Origin of the sequence: Lysinibacillus sp. JNUCC 51, assembly GCF_015999525.1 — a bacterium.
Taxonomy (GTDB): domain Bacteria; phylum Bacillota; class Bacilli; order Bacillales_A; family Planococcaceae; genus Lysinibacillus; species Lysinibacillus xylanilyticus.
Genome location: NZ_CP065545.1, coordinates 1,207,725 through 1,229,732 on the forward strand (window position 1 = coordinate 1,207,725; position 22,008 = coordinate 1,229,732).

The 22,008-nt window shown below is 37.6% G+C and carries 25 protein-coding genes; all 25 read right to left on the minus strand.

The features are described 5' to 3' along the window. Complete coding sequence (locus JNUCC51_RS06195; RefSeq protein WP_337991283.1) at positions 1–1,155, minus strand: protein-glutamate methylesterase/protein-glutamine glutaminase; 1,155 nt, start codon at positions 1,153–1,155, stop codon at positions 1–3. Further along, entirely contained in the window at positions 1,156–2,031 is an 876-nt protein-coding gene (locus JNUCC51_RS06200; protein WP_337991284.1) for a MinD/ParA family protein, read from the minus strand. After that, the gene (gene flhF / locus JNUCC51_RS06205; protein ID WP_337991285.1) at positions 2,028–3,224 is read right to left on the minus strand and encodes a flagellar biosynthesis GTPase FlhF; all 1,197 of its coding nucleotides are present in this window, start codon (positions 3,222–3,224) and stop codon (positions 2,028–2,030) included. The genes JNUCC51_RS06200 and flhF overlap by 4 nt, the downstream gene beginning before the upstream one ends. After that, on the minus strand, positions 3,221–5,254 hold the full coding sequence (flhA, locus tag JNUCC51_RS06210) for a flagellar biosynthesis protein FlhA (protein WP_337991286.1): 2,034 nt from the start codon (positions 5,252–5,254) through the stop codon (positions 3,221–3,223). Before flhA ends, flhF begins: the two co-directional genes overlap by 4 nt. A 23-nt stretch (positions 5,255–5,277) precedes the next feature. Further along, positions 5,278–6,366: a flagellar biosynthesis protein FlhB gene (gene flhB, locus JNUCC51_RS06215; RefSeq protein ID WP_337992192.1), complete on the minus strand. Its 1,089-nt coding sequence runs from the start codon at positions 6,364–6,366 to the stop codon at positions 5,278–5,280. 1 nt (position 6,367) lies between these two features. Next, positions 6,368–7,144 (minus strand): flagellar biosynthetic protein FliR, encoded by a 777-nt coding sequence (gene fliR / locus JNUCC51_RS06220; RefSeq protein WP_337991287.1) that lies wholly within the window; start codon positions 7,142–7,144, stop codon positions 6,368–6,370. A 4-nt stretch (positions 7,145–7,148) separates the two neighbouring features. Next, complete coding sequence (gene fliQ / locus JNUCC51_RS06225; RefSeq protein WP_337991288.1) at positions 7,149–7,418, minus strand: flagellar biosynthesis protein FliQ; 270 nt, start codon at positions 7,416–7,418, stop codon at positions 7,149–7,151. A gap of 13 nt (positions 7,419–7,431) precedes the next feature. Continuing rightward, positions 7,432–8,097, minus strand: a complete 666-nt coding sequence (fliP, locus tag JNUCC51_RS06230) for a flagellar type III secretion system pore protein FliP (RefSeq protein WP_337991289.1) — start codon at positions 8,095–8,097, stop codon at positions 7,432–7,434. Continuing rightward, on the minus strand, positions 8,094–8,768 hold the full coding sequence (locus JNUCC51_RS06235) for a flagellar biosynthetic protein FliO (RefSeq protein WP_337991290.1): 675 nt from the start codon (positions 8,766–8,768) through the stop codon (positions 8,094–8,096). Before JNUCC51_RS06235 ends, fliP begins: the two co-directional genes overlap by 4 nt. 4 nt (positions 8,769–8,772) lie before the next feature. Beyond that, positions 8,773–9,135, minus strand: a complete 363-nt coding sequence (locus JNUCC51_RS06240) for a response regulator (protein WP_049668450.1) — start codon at positions 9,133–9,135, stop codon at positions 8,773–8,775. 21 nt (positions 9,136–9,156) lie between these two features. Continuing rightward, entirely contained in the window at positions 9,157–10,395 is a 1,239-nt protein-coding gene (gene fliY, locus JNUCC51_RS06245; protein WP_337991291.1) for a flagellar motor switch phosphatase FliY, read from the minus strand. After that, the gene (gene fliM / locus JNUCC51_RS06250) at positions 10,388–11,383 is read right to left on the minus strand and encodes a flagellar motor switch protein FliM (protein WP_049668449.1); all 996 of its coding nucleotides are present in this window, start codon (positions 11,381–11,383) and stop codon (positions 10,388–10,390) included. The genes fliY and fliM overlap by 8 nt, the downstream gene beginning before the upstream one ends. Positions 11,384–11,417: 34 nt before the next feature. Further along, positions 11,418–11,846 carry a flagellar basal body-associated protein FliL gene (gene fliL, locus JNUCC51_RS06255; RefSeq protein ID WP_337991292.1) on the minus strand — a complete coding sequence of 143 codons (429 nt, stop codon included), beginning with the start codon at positions 11,844–11,846 and terminating at the stop codon, positions 11,418–11,420. Beyond that, a complete protein-coding gene (locus JNUCC51_RS06260) occupies positions 11,836–12,057 on the minus strand; it encodes a flagellar FlbD family protein (RefSeq protein ID WP_049668748.1) in 222 nt (73 codons plus the stop codon). The genes fliL and JNUCC51_RS06260 overlap by 11 nt, the downstream gene beginning before the upstream one ends. A 79-nt stretch (positions 12,058–12,136) precedes the next feature. Next, positions 12,137–13,102 carry a flagellar hook-basal body complex protein gene (locus JNUCC51_RS06265; protein ID WP_337991293.1) on the minus strand — a complete coding sequence of 322 codons (966 nt, stop codon included), beginning with the start codon at positions 13,100–13,102 and terminating at the stop codon, positions 12,137–12,139. Positions 13,103–13,179: 77 nt separating this feature from the next. Beyond that, the gene (locus JNUCC51_RS06270) at positions 13,180–13,551 is read right to left on the minus strand and encodes a TIGR02530 family flagellar biosynthesis protein (RefSeq protein WP_049668446.1); all 372 of its coding nucleotides are present in this window, start codon (positions 13,549–13,551) and stop codon (positions 13,180–13,182) included. Between the two features lie 15 nt (positions 13,552–13,566). Next, positions 13,567–14,259 carry a flagellar hook assembly protein FlgD gene (gene flgD, locus JNUCC51_RS06275; protein ID WP_337991294.1) on the minus strand — a complete coding sequence of 231 codons (693 nt, stop codon included), beginning with the start codon at positions 14,257–14,259 and terminating at the stop codon, positions 13,567–13,569. Positions 14,260–14,265: 6 nt separating this feature from the next. Beyond that, positions 14,266–15,525, minus strand: coding sequence for a flagellar hook-length control protein FliK (locus JNUCC51_RS06280; protein ID WP_337991295.1), 1,260 nt, complete (start codon positions 15,523–15,525; stop codon positions 14,266–14,268). A gap of 24 nt (positions 15,526–15,549) precedes the next feature. Continuing rightward, complete coding sequence (locus JNUCC51_RS06285; protein ID WP_337992193.1) at positions 15,550–16,158, minus strand: MotE family protein; 609 nt, start codon at positions 16,156–16,158, stop codon at positions 15,550–15,552. Between the two features lie 4 nt (positions 16,159–16,162). Continuing rightward, positions 16,163–16,612: a flagellar export protein FliJ gene (fliJ, locus tag JNUCC51_RS06290; RefSeq protein ID WP_337991296.1), complete on the minus strand. Its 450-nt coding sequence runs from the start codon at positions 16,610–16,612 to the stop codon at positions 16,163–16,165. Between the two features lies 1 nt (position 16,613). After that, complete coding sequence (gene fliI, locus JNUCC51_RS06295) at positions 16,614–17,939, minus strand: flagellar protein export ATPase FliI (protein WP_337991297.1); 1,326 nt, start codon at positions 17,937–17,939, stop codon at positions 16,614–16,616. Between the two features lie 5 nt (positions 17,940–17,944). Next, entirely contained in the window at positions 17,945–18,733 is a 789-nt protein-coding gene (fliH, locus tag JNUCC51_RS06300) for a flagellar assembly protein FliH (protein ID WP_337991298.1), read from the minus strand. Then, positions 18,726–19,739, minus strand: a complete 1,014-nt coding sequence (fliG, locus tag JNUCC51_RS06305; protein ID WP_053483301.1) for a flagellar motor switch protein FliG — start codon at positions 19,737–19,739, stop codon at positions 18,726–18,728. Before fliG ends, fliH begins: the two co-directional genes overlap by 8 nt. 15 nt (positions 19,740–19,754) lie before the next feature. After that, positions 19,755–21,347: a flagellar basal-body MS-ring/collar protein FliF gene (gene fliF, locus JNUCC51_RS06310; RefSeq protein ID WP_337991299.1), complete on the minus strand. Its 1,593-nt coding sequence runs from the start codon at positions 21,345–21,347 to the stop codon at positions 19,755–19,757. Positions 21,348–21,697: 350 nt separating this feature from the next. Further along, a complete protein-coding gene (fliE, locus tag JNUCC51_RS06315) occupies positions 21,698–22,003 on the minus strand; it encodes a flagellar hook-basal body complex protein FliE (RefSeq protein ID WP_049668437.1) in 306 nt (101 codons plus the stop codon). Between the last annotated feature and the right edge of the window lie 5 nt (positions 22,004–22,008).

Below are 22,008 nucleotides of genomic sequence, written 5' to 3' on the forward strand. Positions count from 1 at the left end.
TTAAGGCAAATATTTCATTATTGTTTGTGCAATATCATCTACATCTGCTACTTCATCGACAAGCTGGGTTTCCACTGCTGCTTTCGGCATACCATACACTATGCAAGTTTCAGCTGACTCAGCGATTGCAATCACATTACCAGTACTTTTTAGTGCTTTTAGTCCGTTTGTGCCATCATGGCCCATACCTGTCATAATCACTGCCACTTTATCAAAATCTTTAAATTGGCTCACATCTTCAAACATCACATCTACTGAAGGGCGATGTCCAGATCTAGGTGGTTCATTATTATCAAGGACTATGCCAAAGGAGGTACCTACTTTTCTAAGTTTTAAATGATACCCACCAGGTGCAATATACGCCACTCCATTTTGGAGAATATCTCCTTGCTCAGCTTCCTTTACGGTAATCTCACTCAATTGGTCCAAACGAGTAGCTAGAGATTTTGTAAATCCTGCTGGCATATGCTGGACAATTAAAATTGGTGCTTGAATTGATTTTGGGATTTTTGTTATTACTTCTTGTAATGCTCTAGGTCCGCCAGTGGAAGTCCCAATCAGTACAATTTTCCGGCCTACTTTATTCCATTCCACATGTGGCTTTGATAATTCTGCCCTTGTAGGGGAAGCATTGACAGGAGGAGTCACCCTGCCTTCACTAAATGATTCTTTTCTAATGGTACTCGCTATTAATGTATGTTCTTGTTGTCTTCTACTACCAGAAGGTTTCTTTAATTTTGAAATAGATACCAATGATGCTTGTTCAACCTTGTGGACAAGTTCGGTTTGGATTTTATGTAAATCAAGAGAAATTGTTCCGCTCGGCTTCGCGACAAAATCTACTGCCCCTAGTTCAATTGCTGATAAGGCATTTTCTGCTCCTCGTTGAGTTGTACTAGAGAGCATCACAACAGGTACTGGACATATAGTCATAATTTCTTTTAAAGCTTCAAGCCCATTCATTTCAGGCATCTCAATATCCATTGTCACAACTGTTGGCTTCAATGATTGAATCTTTTTTATCGCATCTTTCCCATTTCGTGCTGTTCCAACTACTTCTACCTTCGAGTTGCCAACAAAAAAGTCACTAATTAGCTTTCTCATAAAAGCAGAATCATCAACAACTAATAGCTTGCTTTTATGTAAAAAGTCCAATTAATCACGTCCTTTCGAAAAAATATTTCTTAATTTAGTTAAGAATTTACCCGCTGACTGATCATGGGCATGGACTTCCTCCGTACGGTGTTCCATAAAACGCGCCACTATAAGATGCAGTGTCTTTGTAATAAGTGCGTCTGGATAGGCAAGTGAAAAAGGCACTTGTTCACGCACAGCCTTACGCACAACAGAATCTTCAGGTAATGAGCCCAATACCGTAACTTCTTTATCCAAAAACCGTTTCATCGTACGCTTTAGTCGTTCATTGGTTTCCATTCCTTCTTCTTTACTATAAGCTCGATTACAGAGTATATAAAATTGCTTGTCTGCATCTCTCGTATGAATATATTTCATCATTGAATATGCATCTGTTATAGAAGTTGGCTCTGCTGTTGATAGAACAATGATTTCATCTATAGAAGCTAGTAAATCTAAAGACCAGCTAGTAGCTCCTGCTCCCATATCAAACAAGATGTAATCAAAGCTTTTTTGAAGCTGCTCAAATGCATGAATGAGTCGTTCAAACAGTACCTCTGACCATTCTAAGACGCCAGACATACCAGACCCACCTGAAATATACTTTAAATTGTATGGCCCTTCAAATATTACCTCATCTAGCAACTTATTTCCTTCTAAGTAATCTTTTAAACTATAAGAAACACTTTTTCCAATTAAAATATTGATATTGCCCATACCAATATCCATATCAACGATGACAACTTTTTTCCCTTTATTGGCCAATGTAGCTGCAAAATTCGTTGTGAAGTTACTTTTACCAACCCCACCTTTACCGCTTACAATCGCAATTGCCCTACCTAATTCTCCCTGCTGGTTCAACATTTTCAAGCGTAATGTTTCAGCTTGGTCTCTCATTTTTCTTCACCTTGGAAAAATAAATTTAGTACTGCTTCTAGATCAGCTTCCTCAATATCTTCTGGTACTTCTTGACCATTCGTATAGTAAGCAAGTCCTTTATTATATTTAATCATTAAATTAATCATTGTGCCAATAGAATTTGTTTCATCCATCTTTGTAAAAATGAATTTTTCAATTGGTAGTTGCTTAAATTGCTCTACAATGTTTGCCATATCCTTTTCTTTCGTTGTCAAAGCAAGTACTAAGAAAGACTCAGCTTGATTATCAAATTTTATGAGACGCTGTAAATCGTCTACATATTTTACCTCTTTATAATTGCGACCTGCTGTATCTATAAACACTAAATCTAAATGAGCCAATCGATGAATTGCTTGTTCAAAATCTGTTGCATTATAGGCAATTTCGACAGGAGCTTGTAACAGTCCAGCATACGTTTTTAATTGCTCAATTGCGGCAATACGGTAAGTATCGGTCGTGATAAATCCTATTTTTTTCTTTTTTTCTAAAACTGCTCTAGCTGCCATTTTAGCTATTGTCGTAGTCTTTCCGACACCTGTTGGACCTAAAACATTAATATATTTTTTTTCATAGGATAAGCCCCCAACCGGGAGATTCTCTAGCTCTTTGCGCAATAGATTTTTCGTAACCATCTTACATTGAGAAAAATTGATTTCCGACGTTTCTTTGAAATGAGTAAAAAGCTCATCACCAATCGTTGTGATGAGCTCCTCATTAAGCTCCTGCTGTCTTAAGTATTCAATGAAGGGTAAGAGTTCATCGGGATATTGATCTTGGATAGTCTTCTTATGCATAGAATGCATTAAAGATTTTAAATCTGCAATTTCCTTCCTCAAATCTTCAGAAATGCTAGTTTCCTCATGTAAGGGCGCATCATTCTGTGGCTGTACTTGGTGCATTTTAGCTTGCACAGCATTCGTAATCTCTTGTAACCTTACATTTTCTTTTTTAGCTGTTGTTATAGGTAAAGCTGCAGGAGCTGGAGCCACATTACTCGGCTCCATTGAGTCAATCCCTGCAACAACCTCAAAGCTTTTCTTTTTAATGATTCCAAAAAACTTTTTTGTAACTACTACTTTTGAATTCAAAATGACAGCGTCCTCACCTAATTCAGCACGCACAAGCTTCATCGCTTCTGGTATGGAGGATGCATAATATTTTTTCCGTTTCATTCAACATTCACCATCCCAACACTTTGAATTTCAACCGTAGCATCAAGTTCATTGTATGATAGAACTGGAATTTGCGGGAAATAACGCTCCGTTAGTTGACGTAAATACATACGAACTGCTGGAGAGCATAAGATAATAGCAGATTGTTCCATAAAGGAAACGCGTTCTACTTCAGCAGCAATGATTTCTAAGATAGTTTGAGAATCTTGTGGGTCCATCGCTAAGTAATTTCCGTGATCAGTTTGTTGAATACTATCAGCAATCATTTTCTCTACTTTACCCGAAACAGTTATAACTTTTAACGACGAGCTGTCTCCTACGTATTGAGAAGTAATCTGACGTGCCAATGATTGACGTACATATTCAGTTAATATATCGGTATCGCTCGTTAACTTTGCATAGTCTGCTAGAGTCTCAAAAATAATTGGTAAGTTTCGGACTGAAACATTTTCTCGTAGGAGTTTACCCAGTACTTTTTGAATTTCCCCAGTCGATAACGGTGTAGGCGTCAACTCTTCGACTAAAATTGGATGTGTTTCACGTAAATGATCAATTAACTGCTTCGTCTCTTGACGTCCAAGTAATTCATAAGCATTTGCACGAATCATTTCCGTTAAGTGAGTCGACACAACGCTCGGTGGGTCAACCACTGTGTAGCCGAACATTTCGGCATCCTCTTTAACTTGCTCAGTAATCCATTTTGCAGGTAGGCCAAATGACGGTTCAACTGTATCAATTCCATCGATGGAATCATCATCTCCTGGACTCATTGCTAAATAATGATCAAGTAGAAGTTCACCTCGTGCCATTTCATTACCCTTTATTTTAATTCGATATTCATTTGGTTGTAATTGAATATTATCGCGAATACGGACAACCGGAATGACAATTCCTAATTCCAATGCTAGCTGTCGACGTATCATAATGACTCGATCTAATAAATCGCCGCCTTGAGCAGCATCTACTAATGGTATTAAACCATAGCCAAACTCAAACTCGATTGGGTCCACATTTAATAAATTCACAACGTTTTCAGGGCTCTTCATGCCGTCTGTTGCGACTTCTTCCTCAATTTCAAGTAATTCTTCTTGATCCTCTGGTTTCTTATGATCCATCATATAAGCACCAGCAATTAGTGAACAACCAATTGGAAGTGTTATCCAGATAGGTATAGGTGTGAAAAATCCAAGTAAAAGTATTGTTCCACCAGCTACATAAAGCAGTTTCGCTTGAGCAAAAAGCTGCCCTGTAATATCTTCACCGAGACTTCCCTTAGAAGATGCACGTGTTACGACAATCCCTGTCGCTGTAGAAATAAGTAGCGCAGGAATTTGTGAGACAATACCATCTCCGACTGTTAACTTAGAAAAATGGTTTGCTGCATCTGCAAATGAAAGACCCATCTGCGCAACTCCGATGATGATACCAAATAATAAGTTGATAATAACCATGACCATTGAGGCAATGGCATCCCCTTTTACGAATTTTGTGGCACCATCCATCGCTCCGTAGAAGTCCGCTTCACCCGCTACTTTATCGCGTCGTTCACGTGCTTCCCGTTCAGAAATAACTCCTGCATTTAAGTCAGCATCAATACTCATTTGTTTACCGGGCATCGCATCAAGTGTAAAACGTGCTGCTACTTCTGCTACACGCTCCGCACCTTTTGTAATAACGATAAACTGAATTAACACAAGAATTAAGAATACAACTAAACCAACTAGTACATTCCCGCCGACTACAAAGTCACCAAACGTTTCAACAACAGCACCAGCATCACCTTTTGCTAAAATGGCACGTGTTGTAGATACGCTTAGTCCGAGTCGGAACAAAGTTAACAATAAAATAACCGAGGGAAAGATAGAAAAGTCTAATGCTTCCTTCATACTCATTGCTGTTAACAGTACTATTAATCCTAATGTAATATTAATGACGATTAAGAAACTTAACATCCACGGAGGAAGAGGGATGATGAGCATCGCAACGATTAAAATAACCGCACCTAATACCCCTATATCGCGAACTTTCATTTGTGTCCCTCCTACAAAAAGCTTTAAATTTTCCGCTTAATTCGATAAACATAAGCAAGCACTTCTGCTATTGCTTTGAAAAACTCTTCTGGTACTTGATCACCGATTTCTACTTGATCGTACATTGCTCGTGCTAATGGCCTGTTTTCAACCATAATCACATCATGTTCTTTCGCAATCAGTTTAATTTTTTGAGCGATAAAGTCTGTACCCTTGGCAACAATGCGTGGGGCATCCATACTTCCCTCATCATATTTGAGGGCAATCGCATAGTGAGTTGGGTTTGTTATGACAACGTCGGCGTTAGGTATCTCTGACATCATTCGACGCATCGCCATTTCGCGTTGGCGTTGCTTGATTTTCGATTTTATCAGCGGATCGCCCTCACTATTTTTATATTCATCTTTAATATCTTGTTTAGACATTTTAAGATTTTTTTCGTAATCATGTTTTTGATACATCCAGTCTAAAAGGGATACACAAAGTAAGACGAGAGAAGCAGCAATCCCCATGATACCAACAAGCTTACCTACTGTAATAAGAGTTATCCATGGGCTTTTAAAGGATAACGCCAAAACTTCCGGCAAATTCATCCAAACTATAATTGTCGTAACGCCACCGATGAAGCCAATCTTTAATACTGACTTTAGAAGCTCTATAATGGCTTTAACAGAAAATATTTTTTTCAACCCTTTTATCGGGTCCATTTTTTTTAAATCAAACTTCATCGGCTCTAATGTAAATAGAAAACCGAACTGTAGAAAGTTACCTACCAATGCACCGACAAATGCAATTCCCATAATTGGAACAATGATGAAAGCCATTTGCGCCAATGTTTCTGTAAATAAGCGCATTACACTATCAATTGTTAGTGTTTCTACGCGTATGTTATGAATAAAAGTTTGCCTGAAAAAAGCTAAAAGATCGTCACGCAGTGAACCTGCAAAGAAGAATAAAAAGATAAATACCATGAGCATAACAATCGCACTGGAAATATCCTGACTTTTGACGACCTGACCTTTTTTTCGAGCATCTTGTCGTTTTTTGGGCGTCGCCTTTTCCGTTTTTTCTCCCGCAAAATACTGTAAATCTAGATCCAGCAGTAGCAACATTTTACCCACCACCTAAAATAGCCATTAAATCACGCATCGCATAAATCATGATTGTAATAAGCTTTTGTATCACCTGAACCATTACAGCCATCATTGTGAATAACACTAGAAAACTAACACCTATTTTAATAGGAAAACCAACAACAAAAATATTTAATTGTGGTACAGTTTTCGCTGTGATTCCTAGTGCCAAGTCGACTAAAAATAAAGTTGCTACAACAGGAGCAGCCATTTGAAAGGCAATCGCAAAAACAGCCGTAAATGTTGTGATGATAAACTCTACATAATTGTTATTTGCGAAATTAGGAAATCCTTGATCCATCGGTAAGAATTGATAACTATAATAAATTCCATCGAGAATCATATGATGTCCATTGATAGCTAGTAGAAATAGTAAGGCTAGCGTATTAAAAAATTGTCCTATTAATGGGCTTTGTGCACCTGTTTGCGGGTCAATAATATTGGCAATGGCAAAACCCATTTGAAAATCAATAAAGCTTCCGGCAATTTGAATTGCCGACATGATGATATAAGCAACTAGACCGAGTAACAGTCCAATGAGCGCTTCTTTCATCACTAAAAGTATGTAATCACCATTAAATACAAATGGTTCGACGTCAATTGTGTAATACATCATCCAAGCTAAAACTAACGCGAGAGTTATTTTAACCTGTGGCGGAATCGTTCTGTACGAGAAAAAAGGCACAGTGACAAAAAATGCCGATACGCGCACAAGCACTAATAAGAAAACCGTAAAATGCGGGATTAATTCATTCATCTACTCACCCTATATAACGCGTTAAATTCTCAAAAATGTCTCTCGCATAGCTAGTCACTTGTGATAACATCCAAGGACCGAAAAATACGATGGCTGCTAATACAGCGATGATTTTTGGAACGAATGCTAAAGTTTGCTCTTGAATCGATGTTGTTGCCTGAAAAATACTTACCGCTAAACCAGTGATTAAAGCAACTAATAGTAGCGGACCGCTTGTTAGAAGGATAATCATAATGGCACGCTCTGCAATTGAAATAACCAATTCACCTGTCATACTGTATCATCCCCTAAAAACTTTGTAGTAATGATTTCATCACAAGATACCAGCCATCAACGAGTACAAATAATAAAATCTTAAACGGCAATGATATCATAACCGGTGGTAACATCATCATCCCCATCGACATTAGAGTACTTGCAACAATCATGTCGATTACTAGGAATGGAATAAAAATCATAAAGCCAATTTGGAACGCTGTTTTAATCTCACTCAATGCAAAAGCAGGTACGAGCATTGTAAGAGGAATTTCTTCTACAGATGCTGGTTTTTCTGCTTTATTGTAGGTTAAAAATAAATCAAGATCCTTTTGCCTTGTATGCTTACTCATAAACTCTTTAAACGGCACACTGGCACGATCATATGCTTCTTCAATTCCAATTTCCTCAGAAAACAACGGCTGCAATGCCTCTTTATTGACCTCTTGGAATGTCGGGGCCATGATAAAGAAAGTTAAAAACAAGGCAAGGCCCACAATGACCTGGTTCGGTGGCATTTGCTGTGTCGCCAACGCCGTACGGACAAACGATAACACTATAACTATTCGTGTAAACGATGTCATCAAAATTAAAATACTTGGTGCCAATGATAAAACTGTTAACATTAAAAGGAGTTTTATAGAAGTTGAGACATTTGTCGGATCGCTGTTGGAAAAAACATTGATTACATCATTCATTTATCTTTATTCTCCTTTTGCTTCCATTTCTCCAGTTCTTCACTGCGCTCCTGTTTAATTTCGGAAATCTTTTTTTCAAATAGCACACCAAAGGATTCTTGTTTTTGCTGAGTTGATGAACGCTCATTATTTTTTCTCTTAAACTTAGATAATACTTCTGCAATATACGGTGATGTTGCTGCAAGTTCTTGTCGTTCATTATATAGTGCTAAAAGTGATGCAACTTCATCAGGATCAGTAATTTCACGTAATAGTTGGACATCCTCACCGACGCCAACTAAATAGAGAGTTTTCCCTACTTGTAATAGTTGTACAGACTTTTGAGCACCTAACGATAAACCGCCTAAATTTTGTACTAATTGATTACGTTGAAAGTTCAAATTTCTTTTATTTAAAAACTTCATTAATCCATAAAATAAAGCTACTACAAAAATAAGCGCCAAAACCATTTTTATGTATTCCCACGCAGATATGTCTCCAGCCGCTTGTACATCTGAATCTTTCTTAGCAGCTGGAGTACTATCTTCTTTACAATCTCCATTATTGATGCAGTCGTTTACAAAATTTGTGTTAGATTCTGCATACACAGGAGTCGTTGTAGGGTACAAAAACAGGAAGGATACAAGAAATGCGAAAATCATCGTAAGACGAAATGATTTTAACATTTGCATTCAATCATCCTAGAGCTTTTTGAATCGCTTCAATTACACGATCAGCTTGGAAAGGCTTAACAATAAAGTCTTTCGCACCAGCTTGAATTGCATCGATTACCATAGCTTGTTGTCCCATTGCTGAACACATAATAACTGTTGCATTTGGATCTGAACCTTTAATTGCTTTAAGAGCAGCAATACCGTCCATTTCTGGCATCGTAATATCCATTGTTACTAAATCTGGCTTTAATTCGTTGTACTTTTCAACAGCCTGTAAACCATCAGCAGCTTCTCCAACAACTTCAAACCCATTTTTCGATAAAATATCCTTGATCATCATGCGCATGAATGCGGCATCGTCTACAATCAAAATTCTTTTAGACATGGTTAACTCCTCCAATTGAAACTATCTTAAATTATTTAAACGCTCTGCTTGACTTAAAACATCTGTGATGCGAACACCGAAGTTTTCATCAATAACAACGACTTCACCTTTAGCGATTAAACGACTATTAACTAAAATATCAACTGGTTCACCAGCTAGTTTATCTAGTTCAATAATCGAACCACTTGATAGTTCTAAAATCTCTTTTACAGAACGCTTTGTACGTCCTAACTCTACAGTAACTTGCAATGGAATATCAAGTAGCATATTTAAATTTCTAGCTTCAGATTGCGAGATAACATTTGGATCAAAACTAGCAAACTGTGCTTGTTGAACATTGACCGGTTGCATAGGTCTTGTTGCTTGAGGAATCTGTTGTTGCTCTTGATACACTGGTTGCTGCACTGGCGCTGCCTGCTGTTGATATACCGGCTGCGCAGGCGGTGGTGTTACAGGTGCTTGTGGTTGCATAAACGCTTCTGGTTGTACAGGCGACGGTGCTACTGGCGCTTCAGGTGCTATTGTTGCAGCCACAGGTTCCTCGATTGATTCTGTTTCTCCTAGTAGAGATTTTACAATGTTTTGGCTAAATTTCAGCGGTAATAATTGCATTAGATTCGAATCAATTAAATTACCAATTTTTAATCTGAAGGATACTTTTACGAGTAAATCATCTTCAGGAATATTTTCTCTTCCTTCGTTTTTAGAGATATTCATTAAATCAATAGAAGGTGGAGAAATATCCACTTTTTTATTAAATACTGTCGACATTGAAGTAGCCGCTGAGCCCATCATTTGATTCATAGCTTCTTGCACGGCACTTAGCTGAATTTCACCTAAATCTGGTTTCGGATTTAAGCCATCTCCACCTAACATTAAATCAGCAATAATCGCTGCATCTGATTGTTTAATAACAAGTAAATTCATACCTGTTAGCCCGATTGTATATTCAACCTGTACGGCTACATATGGATGAGGAAATTCCTCTTCTAATTTATTTCGGTTAATCATTGAAATACTTGGGGTAGTAATATCTACTTTTTGACCTAATAAGGCTGAAAGCGCTGTGGCAGAGCTACCAAAAGATATATTTCCTACCTCACCTAACGCATCTTGCGCAAACGAATCGAGGTAATCCTCTACTTTTAAATCATTCATTTCATCATTTGTAGAAGCTTCAGTGCCGCTGTTGTTATCTTCCAACGTTTCGCCCCTTAATAACGCTTCAATTTCTTCTTGGGAGAGCATTTCATCACTCATCTTCGTCTCCTCCTTTCAAAGGGTCGATAATCTGGATTGCTAATTTTTTGCCTTGCTTTCCTGGTTGAACAGTAAATTTCGGTAATGTCCCTACTTTTAACAGTAGTGGATCTTCAATTTTTTGTTCTAATTGAATAACATCTCCAACTTGCATTGTGAGGAAATCCTCAATGGTAATGTCTGTAATTCCTAGTTCAACGGAAACAGGTAGTTGTGCTTGTTTCACACGTGTTTCAAGCATTTTTGTTTGCTCTGGAGACATCTCTTTTGTATTAGTCTGCATCCAGTAGCGAACAGAAAGATTTGGAACAATTGGCTCCAATACAACATGCGGAATACAAATATTAATCATACCGCTTGTCTCACCGATGATCGTATTTAAGGAAATAACGACTACCGTTTCATTTGGTGAAATCATTTGTAAAAATTGAGGGTTGACCTCAAGTTCTACTAAAATCGGATCAATTTCCGCCACATTTTCCCATGCCTCGCGTAAATTGTCGAATGAACGTTCAAAAAGGTTTGTCATAATTTTAGTTTCAATTTCTGTTAAGTTATCAACATTACTATGACTCGCCCCACTACCGCCCATTAAACGATCTAACATCGAGTAGGCAATGTTCGGGTTTATTTCCATCAATATATTACCATCTAATGGCGGCACTTCAAACACATTAATGAGTGTCATATTCGGAATCGAACGTACAAACTCTTCAAATGGTATTTGGTCCACTGATGCAACAGTAATCTGCACATAGCTTCTAAGCTGTGCAGAAAAGAAGGTTGTCAGTAATCGTGCAAAATTTTCATGTATTCGGGTCAAACTTCGGATTTGATCTTTCGAGAAACGCAGCGCTCGTTTAAAGTCATACACTTTAACCTTGCGACCCTCGTCCTCTTTTTTCATGTCATCAGCTGACATTTCCCCAGTTGATATAGCGGAAAGCAGCGCATCTATCTCTGATTGAGATAACACATCTCCTGCCATTTGCCCACCTCCATTTCAAGCAGTTTCTTTATTATTATGTGGTGATGAAGGAGGTAAGATAAATTTCCTGAACTTCTCCCTCTTGCATCAATTCATTTAATCGTGTTTTTAATGCTTTTTGGAAAATTTGTTTACCTTGTTTACCTTCTAAATCTTTTTGCTCCATTTCAGAAAGCTCTTGAATAACGATGTTTTTCACTTGGAAATCACGCTTCGTTAACTCAGCAGCCGCATCTTTATTCGTTGTTTGAATTTTTAACGACAAACGTACAACTTTGTTATCAGCTAGATTTGTTGTAATTTCCGGAATTTCAACAGAAGCTTCTACAATTTCATCAATGGTTGGCTCAAGAGTCTTTGCCGGCTTATTAAATTGGGTAAACAATACAAAGCAAATTCCACCGATAAGTATAATTGCTACTAGTACGATGATAATCATCGTTAACACTTTGTTATTCTTCATCTTCTTCACCTCGTAGATGCGGGTTTGATAGTATTTGTATATTTTTATAAAAGGCTGTTACCTTTTGTCGCACCTCATCTTCACTCTGTAAAACAATGATTTTGGTTCCAGTCGTTAATGTAATGGTCGTATCTGGAAAAGATTCGACCGTTTCTATGTATAAAGCATTCAATGTAAATGCTTTGCCATTTAAACGTGTTAGTTCAATCATTGAAATAGGGCCGGGTCTAGTACGAGAGCCGGCCCGACCCTCCCTCAAAAAAAATTATGTTTTTTTACAATCTTTCAAACTAGCGTTTTAAGTTTACTAACTCTTGAAGAATTTCATCTGATGTTGTAATAATTCGCGTATTTGCTTGGAAACCACGTTGTGCAACAATCATCTCTGTAAATTCTTCAGATAGATCAACGTTAGACATTTCTACCTTTCCAGTTTCAACACTACCCATACCCGCCACAGTACCTACTTGTGCATACGCTTTGCCTGAGTTTGATGTTTGTTGATAGTAATTGCCGCCTACTTTAGCAAGACCACCAGCATTCGGGAATTTAGCCATAATCAATTGACCAGCCCATTGTAGAGTACCATTTAAATCTATATAAGTAATCGTACCATCCTGACTAATGTGTACTTCTTTAGCTGTTGGCGGGATACGAATTGGTCCTACATCACCTTCAGCAGGTTTTAATTCCCCAGTATCATCAAATAAATTTTCACCTTTATCACCAGATGCTTTTTTTCCATCTGCTTCTAAAATACCTGTATCATCTTTCTCGATAACAATATCATCACCAGCTGAAATACCTACCATATATTTACCATCGGCATTTACTAAATAGCCATTATTGTCCATGTAGAAAATACCGTTACGAGTAAATAACGTGTTATTGAAACCAGCTGCATCAATAAAACCATCCTTATTTGGCTCACCATTAGCATCAGCCACCATAAAGAAGCCTTCACCTGAAATAGCTAAATCTAATCCACGTCCTGTTTGCTGTAAGGATCCTCCACCGTGAATAGTATCAATAGCAGCTAGTTGTGAACCTAAACCTACTTGTTGTGGGTTTACACCACCACGCGTTGCAGTAGACCCTGATGCACTTGCCTGCGTTTGAGACATTAAATCTTTAAAATTAACACGCCCCTTTTTAAAACCAACTGTATTAACGTTAGCAATATTATTACCAATAACGTCTAGCTTTGTTTGGAAGTTTTTAAGACCTGAAATACCTGAATACATAGAACGTAACATAATGTCGTTCTCCCTTCATTTATATTGTGTGCCTCTATCAATCAGCACACATAGGCTTCCTTTCAAAGGTCCAGCCCTTATAGCACTATTGTGCCGTCAATATTTGTAAATATTTGTTGTTTTGCTTCCGTGCGATCCATTGCTGTAATGACAGTTGCGTTTTTAGCACTGACAATTAGAGCTGCTTGATCCATCAAGACTAATGGTTGTTTTACACCTTTTGAGTGTGCTTCAAATACCTTGTCCGATACAGCCTGCCATTCTTGTTCAGATATCGCTATCTTACGCTCCATAATACGTTCATGGGCATGCTTACTCACTTTTAACTCTTGTTGATTGGTAGCCTCCTGTAAATGAGCTTTAAACGATTGCTGTGATTTTATTGGCGTAGGTTGTGTCTGGCGAATAGATGGATGCAATGGAACACGATGTATTGAAAACTTATCCATCTTTTTTCTCCACCTTTATTCGCTTATTACGGTAAAATCTTTATCTGTTAATTTTTTGTCATTGTCTAAGACATAATGAGTTACGCCATCTTTACTTGTTACAGAAACGATACGTCCTTTTAATTCTTTCTCGCCGTCCATATACGTAACATTTTTACCAATTAGTTTGCTTGCTTGTACAAGTGGAGATTCTGATTCTGATTCTGTTACTACATCATCACTCGAACCGCCTAAAATAGCTGAAATATTACCAGGAGTTAATTCCTTACCATCCGCTAGTACAAACACCGCATTACCTTCTACAAACTTCACAGATTTAATTGTGCCTGTTCCTTCTTTAATAACAGGTTTGCCTTTTTCATCTAGCTTATCTGTTAGCTCATGCCATTTTACTTCCTTACCAACAAATGATGTATAATTCATAAGCTGTGTTTGCTGCTGTGAGGCAAGTAATGATTCCATCGCTTTTGTCATATTTTGCATTTGTTCTAAAGAAGAGAATTGTGCCATTTGAGAAATGAATTCCCGGTCGTCCATTGGATTTGTTGGATCTTGGTGTTGTAATTGAGTAATTAATAATTTTAAGAAAGCATCCTTACCAAGATCACTATTCCCCGTTTGCTTCGTTGGCTTCTTATAGTTGGAATAATAAAGGTCACCTGTTACATTTGTATTTACTGGTTTTATATTTTTCGTTGCATCTGCCATATGTATTTACACCTCCTCACTTAATAAATAGTCACTAAATGATTTACCTTCATCGTCATCGTCGTTTTTTTGCTCCTGCTCTTCTTGCTGTTGTTGCTTGAAGAAATTATTGAAGAAGCTTTGGTCGCGTTGTTGGCGATCTGCGTCTTGCAATGATTGAGCAATATCAAGTCGATCAACTTGAATATTTTGCTGTACAAAGGCTTGCTTTAATTGATGTGCCTGACTTTCAAGTAATTCACGTCCATGAGCTGTTGAAGCTAGTAGACGAGCTGTCAGGACACCGTCATTTTGTACAAGCTCGATACGTATTGTTCCTAGATTTTCAGGATACAATTTCAACGATAAGCGTGTTATACCTTGTGCATTCGAGATTTGGGCTCTATTGATGATTGCTTGCATCTCTTTCAAAAATGCCTCAGACTGTGTTGGTTTTGCAGCTGGCAGCGTCACTTGGAACGTGTCTGCTTTTGTTTGGACTGTATTAGCAGTCACCATTTCATTAGGACTTGTTTCTGTCTGCTTTGTAACCTGAACTTGTTGGATTACTTTCTGGAAACCTTGCAACGGAAGCGTTACGGTTGTTTTAGTTGTAACTTGAGCCGTTTCTACTCGTGTTTGTAGCGTTGTCAAAAGACTTTTTATGTCAGTTAGCAAGTTTTCTTGTGATGCTGTTAAGTCTGTTTTTTGCCCAACTAATTGTGCTAACTTTAACACTTGAAGTAATGGTGCTACTTCCTTTGGAGTCACTTGTCCTTCGCCTTGTAAAGCTGCTACGATTTGTGTTTGAAGCATCGGTGCTTGAGCATCTACTAGTGCTAAAAGCTCCCATACATCTTTTGCTTCTTTATCCTCCCCTAGCAACTTTTGCATTAATTCCTGAAGCTGCTCGGTATCAATCCCCAATGCATCCATTAAATTATCAAGATTTAACATTTCATCTATAGCGACTGCTTTGCCTTCTTCACCAATTTGAAGCATTAACAAGCCATCTTCGTGTGGAATACCTAGTACATCTAATACTTCTTCTATAGAATCAGCATTTAAGACTGCTTCTAAATCAGAGCTATCTTTTGTATCTGTTGACTGTGTAGACTGTTTTGTTTGATTTGAAGATGAAATAACTTCTCCAAAAACAGACCCAAATGTAGCCGAATTTGCTTTGTTCAACGTTCCATCTTCTTTAACATTTGAAGCTCCTGATGTTGAAGGTTTTGTAGCCGCTATATTAGTCTTAGACATCATTTGCATCATTGCCACATCCATTTTTTCACCTCCTTTCAGATTTCGTTATTGTTTAGCCATCATTTCTGTATATTTTGCTGCATCTTGTGGATCCATTTTTTCTAAAATTGCAGCCAATTTATCTGGTTTTAAGTTTGTTAAAATACGAAGAGCTTCAGTATCGCTCATTTTAATAAGAACTGGCGCTGCTGCTTTAGGAGACATTTTATCAAATGTTTTTAAAATATCATTAAAGTCACGCTTTACGTCACTTTGCTCCCTATTTAATTTTTCAACTTCAAATTTTAACTGTTCATTTTCTGTCGTTAACTTTTCTTTTTCAGTTGTTGCCGTATCCATCTTTTTTTGAAGCTGTACGATTTCCGCTTCTTTTTCTTGGATTTCGGCCTGTAAATTTACAACCTTTGAATCATTATTCACTACAGCATCTTTTGCTTGTTGTTCTTCTGAAGTAACGAACGGTAAGCTTTGAACTGCCTTCTTCCCTAAATCAAAAACATTCGTATTCATAAGGGTCGCAACAACAAGTAGAACTGCCGCTACAAACATGATAGGTATTACAAACCACGTAAAAAACTTACGAAAGCCTCCTGATTTACGTTCAGGCGGTTGTTCTACTAATTCTGCTTTAAGTCGATTGTCTGTTTTTGCCATGAAATCACCTGATTTCTCTCTTGTTATACGTAAGCGATGAAATCTCATCTAAAAAAATGCCTTCAATACGATCCTGTTCCTGCTGGAATACTTTAAAATCTTTTTCTCGCATTTTTTCAAATTTACGTACTTCCAAGTTTTTTTCTAATAATTTTTCTTCGTGCCAATTCATTTTTGCACGAGCTTGAACAACTTTCTGCTGTACATCAGCTATTGTTTTTTCGAGGCTATCAATAAACCGTGCATAGTGATGAACTTCCTCTATTGATGAACCTACAGCTAAACGCTCCTGCTGAAACTCTATTAAATCTTCTTTCTTTTTTAACAACTCATATAGCTTTTTTGCAATTTCTTCAAAAGAACGTACAGATTCTTTATAGGCAATTTCTGTTTCATTTTTTTCCTGCTCTCGAATGGTTAACACTTTTTCAAAACGATATATATAGCTTACCACCCTATCTTCCACCACCGTTCGATAATGAAATTAACTCATTCTTACTTTCCTCAAGGGTCACCTTATCTAAATAGCCCTGCTTTAAATAAGCGGTAATTAGAGGCTCATAGTAAATGGCTTCATCAATTTCCTTTGATGTTCCTGTCTTATAGGCACCGATATTAATTAGATCCTCTGACTTGTCATATGTATAATAGAGCTCCCTTAATCGTTCTGCAGCCTTTTTGTGTTCTGACTCCGCTACATGATTCATCAAACGGCTGACACTTTTTAATACATTAATAGCTGGATATTGACCTTTATTGGCAAGGTTTCGATCAAGGACTATATGTCCATCTAATATCCCTCGCACCGTATCTGCTATTGGCTCATTCATATCATCACCATCTACTAACACTGTATAAAAGGCAGTAATAGAGCCTTTCTCATTAGTACCTGTGCGCTCTAATAGTTTAGGTAAAATTGCAAATACAGATGGTGTATATCCTTTTTGAGCTGGTGGTTCACCTGTCGCAAGACCGATTTCACGTTGCGCCATAGCAACACGAGTCACAGAATCCATCATCAACATGACATTTAAGCCGCGATTTCTAAAATATTCGGCAATTGCTGTTGCGGTAAAGGCCCCTTTAATTCGCATTAGGGCAGGCTGATCAGAAGTAGCAGCTACTACTATTGATCGACTTAATCCCTCTGGTCCTAAATCACGTTCTATAAACTCACGTACCTCACGACCACGTTCTCCAATTAGCGCGATTACGTTTAAATCCGCTTGGGTATTTCGAGCAATCATACCGAGCAATGTACTTTTCCCGACCCCAGAACCAGCAAAAATACCAACACGTTGTCCATTCCCCACTGTTAACATGCCATCAATTGCTTTAACGCCTACTTCAAGTCTTTCATTAATAGGTGGGCGCGTTAGCGGATTGGGTGGGTCCTGCTCTGTCGGAACTGTCATTAATCCTTTCGGTAATACAGTTCCATCTATTGGATTCCCCATAGAATCAAGTATTTTACCAATTAGCTCAGGGCCCACTTTTACCTCAAGTGGTGCCCCTGTTCCTTCGACTAGGCAGCCAATTGATATTTCTCTAAGAGAAGTAAAAGGCATTAAGACGACAATTTCATCTTTGAAGCCTACAACCTCTGCTAAGATGATTTGATGGCCATTTTTAGAAGTCTCCACATGAATTTTACAGACATCACCAATGGAACTATCTGGACCTTGTGACTCAATCATCAAGCCGACAACTCTGGTTACTCTACCAAATTTTTTAAAGGTTGGTATTTGAGGAATTTGTTCGATTAATTGAGCCGTTTTCATCTAGATCATTCCTTACTTTCTAATATTTCATGTAGCTTCAATCTTAGTTCGTTCAATTGCTCATCAATACTTACAACGATACGTCCATGATTTGTTTCAATAAAACAATCTGTTTCATTTTCTAAATCCTCATTTACAAAAATCATAAATGGTACGTCAGTTGGGAACATTTCAGCTAGTTCATCCCGATTAGCAGTAATTAAAGCGTAGTAGGTAGGCGAAACGTAAATTTTTATTTCTTTCATTTCTCTCGCTTCTTTAAGTCCTCTACGAACGATCGAAACAAATAATTCGTTATCTCGCTCTAAAGACGCATCAATTATTCGCTCTGCAGCAGTTAAGCCTAGCTCTAAAATAATCAATTCCTGATCTTCAATATATTTTCGGGCATTTTCCCTCGCATGAATGATTACTTCATTGGCCGTTTGAAGGGATTGTTCCATCGCTTCATTAGCTTTGTTCATCCCATCCTCATAGCCTTGACCAAATCCTTCATCATAAGCTTCTTGCACTCGATTAGGTCGTTCTTCTTCCCAACCTTGCTTTAAATGTTCAATTTCTTGAAAGAACATTTGCTTTTCTTGTTCAAAAGCCTCACGTTCAGCCTGTAAAATAGCTCTAGCCTCTGCAAGTAAACGTTCGCGCTCTTCAAGCACTTCTTCTATAGTAATTTGTTTTTGAGGTTGAATTTCCCCATCTACTATCTCTTGCATCTCAAACATGTCACGAATTTGAATCTTTTTGACATGATCGCCATTGGACTGTGTGTGTACAGAACGGATGATTCTAGACAATGACGTCATCTCCTCCACCACGTGCAATAATAATCTCACCAGCATCCTCTAAGCGACGAATAACCGCAACAATTCGAGATTGCGCTTCTTCTACATCACGCAAACGTACAGGTCCCATAATTTCCATTTCTTCCTTAAATGTCTCAGCCATACGTTGTGACATATTGCGGAAAATAATATCTTTTACTTCTTCACTTGAAACTTTCATTGAAAGCAGTAAGTCTTCATTTTCACAATCACGAATAACACGTTGAATTGAGCGGTTGTCGAGCGTAACAATATCCTCGAATACAAACATACGTTTTTTGATTTCTTCTGCAAGCTCTGGATCTTGGATTTCGAGTGCATCGAGAATCGTTTTTTCCGTTTGTCGGTCTACACCATTTAACACTTCAACAACTGCGTCAACGCCACCCGTTTCCGTGTAATCCTGTGTAACAGTTGATGATAATTTACGCTCTAAAACAGATTCAATTTCACTAATAACTTCTGGTGAAGTTGATTCCATTACGGCTATACGTTTAGCAATATCAGCTTGTACTTCTTGTGGTAATGAAGATAAAATAACACCCGCTTGCCCTGCCTCTAAATAAGAGAGAATAAGGGCAATTGTTTGTGGATGTTCATTTTGAATAAAGTTAAAAATTTGTGCTGGATCAGCTCTACGTGCAAAGTCAAATGGACGTACTTGTAAAGAAGATGTTAGACGATTAATAATCGTTTGCGCCTGTTCTACACCAAGTGCTTTTTCCAATACTGTCTTCGCGTAACCAATACCACCCTGTGTAATATAATCTTGAGCAAGTGCAATATTGTGGAATTCTTCAATAATTTCCTCTTTAACATTTGCTTCTACTTTTTTTACGCTTGAAATCTCTAATGTTAAACGTTCAATTTCTTCTTCTGTTAAGTGTTTATAGACAGAAGCTGAAACCTCAGGCCCTAATGAAATTAACAAGAGAGCGGCCTTTTGTTTTCCGGTTAATTCCTTATCTTTCTTGGACACAGCCTAACCTCCTAGTTAGTCTTCCGCAATCCAACTACGCAGTAACTTCGCAAAATCGTCTGGCTTATCTTTTGCCATTTTTTCAAGCTGCTTACGACGCATTGTAGCTTCCGTTTCAATTTCTTCATTTATATCTTCAATCATTAGTTCTTCTTGTTCATCTAGGATACTAAGTTCTTCTTCTTCCTTTGCACGTTTACGTGAACGGATAATAAAGAATGCAAGCAATAATATTACAGCTAGTAATATGCCGCCGATTACCCAAACCCACCATGGAATAACAGATTTTTCGCTAGCTGTCTCTGTCGCTTTACCATTTAAAGGATGCACTGATACAGCTACTTTTTCATCGATTTGATCTTGAGTAAGTTCAGCTGCTACATCTTTAGAAATCGTCGTACGAACAATAGTACTTAAAATTTTCTGGATATCCTCTTGGACCCCATTTGGTAACGTTCCAGCGTCAGTGCCTTTCGGTGGTTCAACAATTACTTGGATACCCATATCTTGAATTTTATATGGTGCCTCTTGAATTTCTTTGTTTATACGGTTTACTTCATTATTAATTGTCTCTTCAGTTTTTTCGTAATCCCCATTACCATTTGCACCTTCGTTATATGTTGTGAAGTTATCTGTCGTCGTTTCAGCTTCAGGTGTACCAGTAGCTGCAGCTCCTGTACCAGAGTATTGTTCTGAAATACGTTGAGCACTTATAGCTATTCCTTCCATATTCTCTTCGTCAACAGGCGTAACTAATTTTTCTTCACGATTTTCTTTTTTGAAATCGACGTCAGTTGTTACAGAAACTACTACTTTGTCTTGTCCCATAAGTGTACCTAGCATACTTTGAACTTGTCGTTGTAGGTCACGCTCAATCAATTTCTTCGCTTGTAACTGACCTTCTGCTGTCGTTGTTGAAGTTCCATCAGTAGTCGCTGCATGTAGATCAAAGTAATCTGAAAATTGGTTAGAAATAACAATATTATCCGTACTTAAGTTCGGAACACTTTTTGACACTAAATTGTACATAGTAGCAATTTGTTGTTCTGTAAATTTATAGCCAGGATCAGTATTCAAAACAATAGATGCTGTCGCTTCTTCTTTAACATCCTTTAAGAAAACTCCCTCTTCTGGAATGTTGATCATTACCTTTGCATCTTTTACACCATCTAGATTTTTAATAAGCTTTGCAATTTCTGTTTCAGTCGCAGCTTTTTTCAATAGATTAAACTCATTATCTGTCATACCAAAACCAGAGCTATTTGCAAAAGAGTAATCAATCGATCCTGATTGCGGATATCCTTCCGATGCCAACTGCACTAACAATGAATCTACTTGGTCTTCAGGTACTGAAATCGATGTCCCACCAGGTTCAATTTCATACTTTACACCTTGAGTGTCTAGTGCTTCCTTCACTTGTCCGATTTCTCTTGTCGATAAATCCTTATAAAGTGGTACATATGTAGTTTTTGTAGCAAAAATTGTAATAACGGTAGCAAGCGCTATAATCCCTAATACTGAACCAATCATTACAATTTTTTGTTTTTTACTGCGACTTGTCCAAAATTGGCTGGTGTCGTTTTTTATTTTCGTCAATCGTTCATTCATTATGAATCCTCCGGTTATAGTGAATAACCTATCCATCTAATAATTCGCGAAAACAGTGATATCCCATAACATTCAATCATTATCATCACCTTAACAGTTTGATTTCCGTTTAGATTAGGTTTTTCCCAGGAGCGTCCGATGAGCCACTTGGGACAATCAGGATGTTGGTCACGAAGGCATCACCACATGAAGTGATGCTATTAACCTTCATTCCCTACTGACTTGCTCCAGTGTATTATCTGTAACGTAATCCCTAAGAAAGCGTCTATCTTTCACATCAATCATTCATTAAAAAACTTTAAATTATAGGATATATTCTTTACTTCAATAGTGAATCCATCACTTGAAAGTTAGACACTCATTCGCATTATTTCTTGGTAAGCTTCAATCACCTTATTGCGAACTTCAATTGTTGCATTTAATGTAATGCTTGCTTTTTGTGATGCAATCATCACTTCATGCAACTCTACATCTCCACCATTAATTAACTTTTGAGTAAGATTATCAGAAGTAATTTGTTGATCATTAACTTTTGATATTGCTTCTTTTAACGAGTTCGCAAAGCTCTGTTGTGCTTCATAAGGTGTCGTATTAAGTTTATTTGTTTCATTTACAACCTGAGTAGGTGTCATTTGTGAAACGGACGAAATTGTCATTATGT

Excerpts from the sequence above, each read along its gene's own strand:
- fliM (WP_049668449.1), bottom strand. The coding sequence starts at position 11,383 with ATGGCAGGAGATGTGTTATCTCAATCAGAGATAGATGCGCTGCTTTCC.
- JNUCC51_RS06200 (WP_337991284.1), bottom strand. The coding sequence starts at position 2,031 with ATGAGAGACCAAGCTGAAACATTACGCTTGAAAATGTTGAACCAGCAG.
- JNUCC51_RS06260 (WP_049668748.1), bottom strand. The coding sequence starts at position 12,057 with ATGATTGAACTAACACGTTTAAATGGCAAAGCATTTACATTGAATGCT.
- fliL (WP_337991292.1), bottom strand. The coding sequence starts at position 11,846 with ATGAAGAATAACAAAGTGTTAACGATGATTATCATCGTACTAGTAGCA.
- JNUCC51_RS06270 (WP_049668446.1), bottom strand. The coding sequence starts at position 13,551 with ATGGATAAGTTTTCAATACATCGTGTTCCATTGCATCCATCTATTCGC.
- fliY (WP_337991291.1), bottom strand. The coding sequence starts at position 10,395 with ATGAGTGATGAAATGCTCTCCCAAGAAGAAATTGAAGCGTTATTAAGG.
- flhF (WP_337991285.1), bottom strand. The coding sequence starts at position 3,224 with ATGAAACGGAAAAAATATTATGCATCCTCCATACCAGAAGCGATGAAG.
- fliP (WP_337991289.1), bottom strand. The coding sequence starts at position 8,097 with ATGAATGATGTAATCAATGTTTTTTCCAACAGCGATCCGACAAATGTC.
- JNUCC51_RS06265 (WP_337991293.1), bottom strand. The coding sequence starts at position 13,102 with ATGTTACGTTCTATGTATTCAGGTATTTCAGGTCTTAAAAACTTCCAA.
- JNUCC51_RS06240 (WP_049668450.1), bottom strand. The coding sequence starts at position 9,135 with ATGTCTAAAAGAATTTTGATTGTAGACGATGCCGCATTCATGCGCATG.
- fliQ (WP_337991288.1), bottom strand. The coding sequence starts at position 7,418 with ATGACAGGTGAATTGGTTATTTCAATTGCAGAGCGTGCCATTATGATT.
- JNUCC51_RS06280 (WP_337991295.1), bottom strand. The coding sequence starts at position 15,525 with ATGGATGTGGCAATGATGCAAATGATGTCTAAGACTAATATAGCGGCT.
- flhA (WP_337991286.1), bottom strand. The coding sequence starts at position 5,254 with ATGAAAGTTCGCGATATAGGGGTATTAGGTGCGGTTATTTTAATCGTT.
- fliI (WP_337991297.1), bottom strand. The coding sequence starts at position 17,939 with ATGAAAACGGCTCAATTAATCGAACAAATTCCTCAAATACCAACCTTT.
- fliE (WP_049668437.1), bottom strand. The coding sequence starts at position 22,003 with ATGACAATTTCGTCCGTTTCACAAATGACACCTACTCAGGTTGTAAAT.
- JNUCC51_RS06285 (WP_337992193.1), bottom strand. The coding sequence starts at position 16,158 with ATGGCAAAAACAGACAATCGACTTAAAGCAGAATTAGTAGAACAACCG.
- flhB (WP_337992192.1), bottom strand. The coding sequence starts at position 6,366 with ATGTTGCTACTGCTGGATCTAGATTTACAGTATTTTGCGGGAGAAAAA.
- flgD (WP_337991294.1), bottom strand. The coding sequence starts at position 14,259 with ATGGCAGATGCAACGAAAAATATAAAACCAGTAAATACAAATGTAACA.
- fliR (WP_337991287.1), bottom strand. The coding sequence starts at position 7,144 with ATGAATGAATTAATCCCGCATTTTACGGTTTTCTTATTAGTGCTTGTG.
- JNUCC51_RS06235 (WP_337991290.1), bottom strand. The coding sequence starts at position 8,768 with ATGCAAATGTTAAAATCATTTCGTCTTACGATGATTTTCGCATTTCTT.
- fliF (WP_337991299.1), bottom strand. The coding sequence starts at position 21,347 with ATGAATGAACGATTGACGAAAATAAAAAACGACACCAGCCAATTTTGG.